The sequence below is a fragment of the uncultured Aureimonas sp. genome (genome assembly GCF_913775355.1).
In the GTDB taxonomy this organism is placed as follows: domain Bacteria; phylum Pseudomonadota; class Alphaproteobacteria; order Rhizobiales; family Rhizobiaceae; genus Aureimonas.
The window spans coordinates 1-4,290 of the sequence record NZ_CAJYIU010000165.1; the positions used below are offsets into that span (position 1 = coordinate 1).

Annotated in this window: 5 protein-coding genes; 4 read left to right on the forward strand and 1 reads right to left on the reverse strand. The window is 67.4% G+C overall.

Translation table 11 applies throughout. From position 1 onward, the window contains the following. Positions 1-45: 45 nt before the first annotated feature. Positions 46-1,248, forward strand: coding sequence for a kynureninase (kynU, locus tag QZ753_RS10725; RefSeq protein WP_294643587.1), 1,203 nt, complete (start codon positions 46-48; stop codon positions 1,246-1,248). Positions 1,249-1,275: 27 nt separating this feature from the next. Here kynU and QZ753_RS10730 read toward each other — a convergent pair whose 3' ends face one another. Continuing rightward, complete coding sequence (locus tag QZ753_RS10730; RefSeq protein WP_294643580.1) at positions 1,276-2,001, reverse strand: L,D-transpeptidase; 726 nt, start codon at positions 1,999-2,001, stop codon at positions 1,276-1,278. Between the two features lie 297 nt (positions 2,002-2,298). On the opposite strand from QZ753_RS10730, the gene QZ753_RS10735 reads away from it, so the two are divergent. The 3 genes from QZ753_RS10735 to QZ753_RS10745 form a co-directional block, all read left to right on the forward strand. Beyond that, positions 2,299-2,901 (forward strand): superoxide dismutase, encoded by a 603-nt coding sequence (locus QZ753_RS10735; protein WP_055889644.1) that lies wholly within the window; start codon positions 2,299-2,301, stop codon positions 2,899-2,901. A gap of 163 nt (positions 2,902-3,064) precedes the next feature. Continuing rightward, on the forward strand, positions 3,065-3,520 hold the full coding sequence (locus QZ753_RS10740; protein ID WP_294643585.1) for a cytochrome c: 456 nt from the start codon (positions 3,065-3,067) through the stop codon (positions 3,518-3,520). A 9-nt stretch (positions 3,521-3,529) separates the two neighbouring features. Then, positions 3,530-4,290 (forward strand): cytochrome c (locus QZ753_RS10745; protein WP_294643586.1); only part of this gene is annotated, 761 nt, incomplete at its 3' end.

Here is a 4,290-nt window from a genome sequence, read left to right on the forward strand (position 1 = left end):
CGCGACGACGCTTCCTGCGCCGGCGCGGCCATGCGACTGGAGCCCATGTCCCCGATCGATCCCTTCCGCGCCACCCGTGCGCTGTTCGACCTTCCCGACGGCCTTGTCTATCTCGACGGCAATTCGCTCGGCGCGTTACCGAAGAGCGTCGGACCGCGCGTCGCAGAAGTGATCGCGAACGAATGGGGCGGGCAGCTTATCAGCGCCTGGAACAGCGCCGGCTGGGTCGATCTGCCGCGCCGCGTCGGCGACCGCGTCGGCCGCCTGATCGGCGCGCCGGCGGGTACGGTCGTCATGGGCGATACCTTGTCGATCAAGGTCTACCAAACGCTGGCCTCGGCGCTGGAGCTCAAGGCCGACCGGCGCGTCATCCTGTCGGACACCGGCAATTTCCCGACCGACCTCTACATGGCGCAGGGGCTGATCGCTTCGCTCGGCCGCGGCCACGAGCTCCGCGTCGTCGAGCCGGAAGCCGTGGAGGCTGCGATCGACCCGAGCGTCGCCGTCGTCATGCTGACGCAGGTCGACTATCGGACCGGTCGCCTGCACGACATGGCCGCACTGACGCAGAAGGCCCACGAGGCGGGCGCCCTGATGATCTGGGATCTCGCCCATTCCGCCGGTGCGCTGCCGATCGATCTTGCGGCAGCGGGGGCAGACTTCGCGGTGGGCTGCACCTACAAATACCTGAACGGGGGACCGGGCGCTCCGGCCTTCATCTATGTCGCTCCGCATCTCGGCGGGGACGTGCGTCCCGCCCTTTCCGGCTGGTTCGGCCACGACGCCCCGTTCGCCTTCGAGCCGACCTACAGGCCGGCCGCCGGTGTCGAGCGGATGCGAGTCGGAACGCCGCCGATCCTGGCGCTGGCCGCCCTCGACGCGGCGCTCGACGCCTGGGAGGGGATCGACATGGAGGCGCTGCGTGCCCGTTCGATCGAGCTTGGCGAACTGTTCATCTCCGAAGTTCGTCGCTCGCTTCCGGATCTTGAACTCGCGTCGCCCGCCGATCCGACGCAGCGGGGTTCGCAGGTGTCGTTCCGCCATCCCGAAGGCTACGCGGTGATGCAGGCGCTGATCGCGGAAGGCGTGATCGGGGACTATCGCGCGCCCGACATCATGCGCTTCGGCTTGACGCCGCTCTATCTCGGCGAAGACGACGTGAGGCGTGGTGCGGCCATCCTCGTCGACATCCTGTCGAGCGGTCGCTGGGACCGCCCGGAATTTCGCCGCCGGAACAAGGTGACCTGACTGGCGGCGACTTGGCAGGGTGAGGGATCAGACCGTCGCGCCACCCGCCTGATTGACGATCACGTTCGCGCCGGTGCTGGCGCGGTCGTAGAGGTCGATGATGTCGTGGTTCATGAAGCGCACGCAGCCCGACGACACGGCCTTGCCGATGGTCCACCACTCCGGCGTGCCATGGAGGCGGTAGAGCGTGTCCTGGCCGTTCTGGAACAGGTAGAGCGCGCGGGCGCCGAGGGGGTTCTTAAGGCCCGGTTCCATGCCTTCGCGATAGATTTCGAGCTCCGGCTGGCGCGCGATCATCTCGGACGGCGGCGTCCAGCGCGGCCATTCGCGCTTGAACTGGACCTTGGCCCGGCCTTCCCAGGCGAAACCGTCGCGGCCGATACCGACGCCGTAGCGCATCGCGGTGCCGCCTGGCTGGATGAGGTAGGCGTAGCGCGTCGGGGTGTCGATGATGATGGTGCCCGGCTCTTCCGGCCCGGCATAGGCGACCTCGCGGCGGAGATAGCGCAGGTCCATGCGGCGAAAGTCGATGCCGGGGATCGTGTAGCCGCCGTCCTGGATCGGGCCATAGGCGGTCAGATATTCCGGGCTGACGCCGGACGGACCCGTGCCGCCGTTGAACGGCGTCAGGTTGGCGATGCGCGCGCGGTTGTCGGTGGTGCACCCGGAGAGGGCGAGGGCGGCGGCGCCGAGGCCGAGACCCTGTAGCAGGGAACGGCGCGAAAGGGCGCGCGGAGAACGATCTTCGGTCATGATCCAGCCAGAACTTGGCGACCGCACCTGCCTTCTTTTGGCGAAGGCTTGCGATCCGGTCGCGTCAACACATGCGCTGAGAACGCGCGGGTTCGATTTTCGTTCCCAAGCCTTAAGGTCTCCTGACGCATGGGGCGTAGCGGCTCGGCCCGGGAAGGATATTCCCCGCTCGTCTGGTCATTCGCAACGCGCGAGGCTGACAAACAAGCGGGGAGGCTCTAGCTAAGGGCCCGGTTTCAGCGCCCGCCGGCAAGACCGAATCGCCACGCCGGGGGCTCGCGAAGAAGGAGACGACCGATGGCCTTCACCCTGCCCGAACTCCCCTACGCCTACGATGCCCTCCAGCCCTACATGTCCAAGGAGACGCTGGAGTATCATCACGACAAGCATCACCAGGCCTATGTCGACATGGGCAACAAACTTGCCGCCGACGCCGGTCTCGCCGATGCGTCGCTGGAAGAGGTGGTGAAGCAGTCCTTCGGCAAGAACCAGCCGCTCTTCAACAACGCCGGCCAGCACTACAACCACATCCACTTCTGGAAGTGGATGAAGCCGAACGGCGGCGGCAAGAGCCTGCCCGGCAAGCTGCAGACGGCGTTCGATTCCGATCTCGGCGGCTACGACAAGTTCCGCAACGACTTCGTGGAAGCCGGCAAGACGCAGTTCGGTTCGGGCTGGGCCTGGGTCGCCGTGAAGGACGGCAAGCTGCAGATCGTCAAGACGCCGAACGGCGAGAACCCGCTGGTGCACGGCGCGACCCCGATCCTCGGCGTCGACGTGTGGGAGCATTCCTATTACATCGACTACCGCAACGCCCGTCCGAAGTACCTCGAGGCGTTCGTCGACAACCTGATCAACTGGGATTACGTCCTGGAGCGCTACGAGGCCGCCGGCGCCTGATCGCCGACGCGCTCCGATCCATTCGAGAGGCCCTGCCGCACCCGCTGCGGCAGGGCCTTTTCCATTCCGGCATCGGTGCGTCATCGAAGATGGATGGACAGGGCGTCCAATCCCCTGTTGTCTCTCTGGAGACGTTCCAAATCTGGCTCCTGGAGAATCGGACATGTCGACTTGGAAGATGGGTTTCGCGGGTCTCGTGGTCTCCGCAGCGCTTCTGGCGCCCCTCCTGCCGGCAACGGCACAGAACTCCGACGTTATCGCCGAGCGCCAGCAGCTGATGAAGAACAACGCCAAGGCGGCGCGTTCGGCCAATGCGCTCATCAAGGGCGAGGAGCCCTACGACGCCACCAAGGCGAACGCGATCTTCACGATGCTGAACGCCGACGCGAAAAAGTTCGGCACGCTGTTCCCCGAGGACTCCAAGACCGGCGGGAAGACCGAGGCCTCGCCGGCGATCTGGGAAAAGCCGGCCGAGTTCGAGGCGGCGAACGCCAAGTTCGTCGCTGATACGCAGGCCGCGCTCGATGCCAAGCCGGCCGACGTGGAGGCCTTCAAGACGGCGTTCGCGAGCGTCGCCGCCAACTGCCAGAGCTGCCACCAGCAGTTCCGCGCGAAGTAGCCTGATCCGGTGGTCGCGCGCCGGATCCTCGTCGCCTTCGTCGCCGTGGTGGTCGTCGCCGGTGGCGCCTATGCCCTCACGACGCCCCGTCGCCTGCCGCCGGATGCGATCGCCGCCGAGGCAAGCGGCGACGCGGCGCGCGGCGAGCGCCTGTTCCACGCCGGCGGATGCGCGTCCTGCCACGCGCCGTCCGAGCCTGCGGGCGATGGTGCGGTGGTATTGGCCGGCGGTCCGCCGCTGGTGACGAAGTTCGGAACGTTTCACGCGCCCAACATCACGCCCGATCCGCAAGCCGGGATCGGCGCCTGGTCGCTCGCCGACTTCGCCAACGCGATGCAGCGCGGCGTCGATCCGGGCGGCCAGCCGCTCTATCCCGCGTTCCCCTATACGTCCTATGCCCGGATGACCGCCGGCGACATCGCCGACCTCCATGCCTACCTGATGACGCTGCCAGCCTCGGCGAGCGTCGCGCCGCCCAACGATCTCGCCTTCCCTTACAGCGTTCGGCGCGGCGTCGCGCTCTGGCAGCGCGTGTTCCTCGATCCCAAGCCCGTCGTCGCGCTGCCGGCCGATGCGTCGGAGGTGGTCAAGCGCGGGCAGTATCTCGTCGAGGGGCCGGGCCATTGCGGCGAATGCCACACGCCGCGGACCTTCGGCGGGCTCGGGGGGCTCGATCATTCGCGTTGGCTGGCCGGCGGTCCGGCGCCCGAGGGCGACGGCAACATTCCCGACATCACGCCGGGCGGCGAGACGGCCGACTGGTCGGAGGC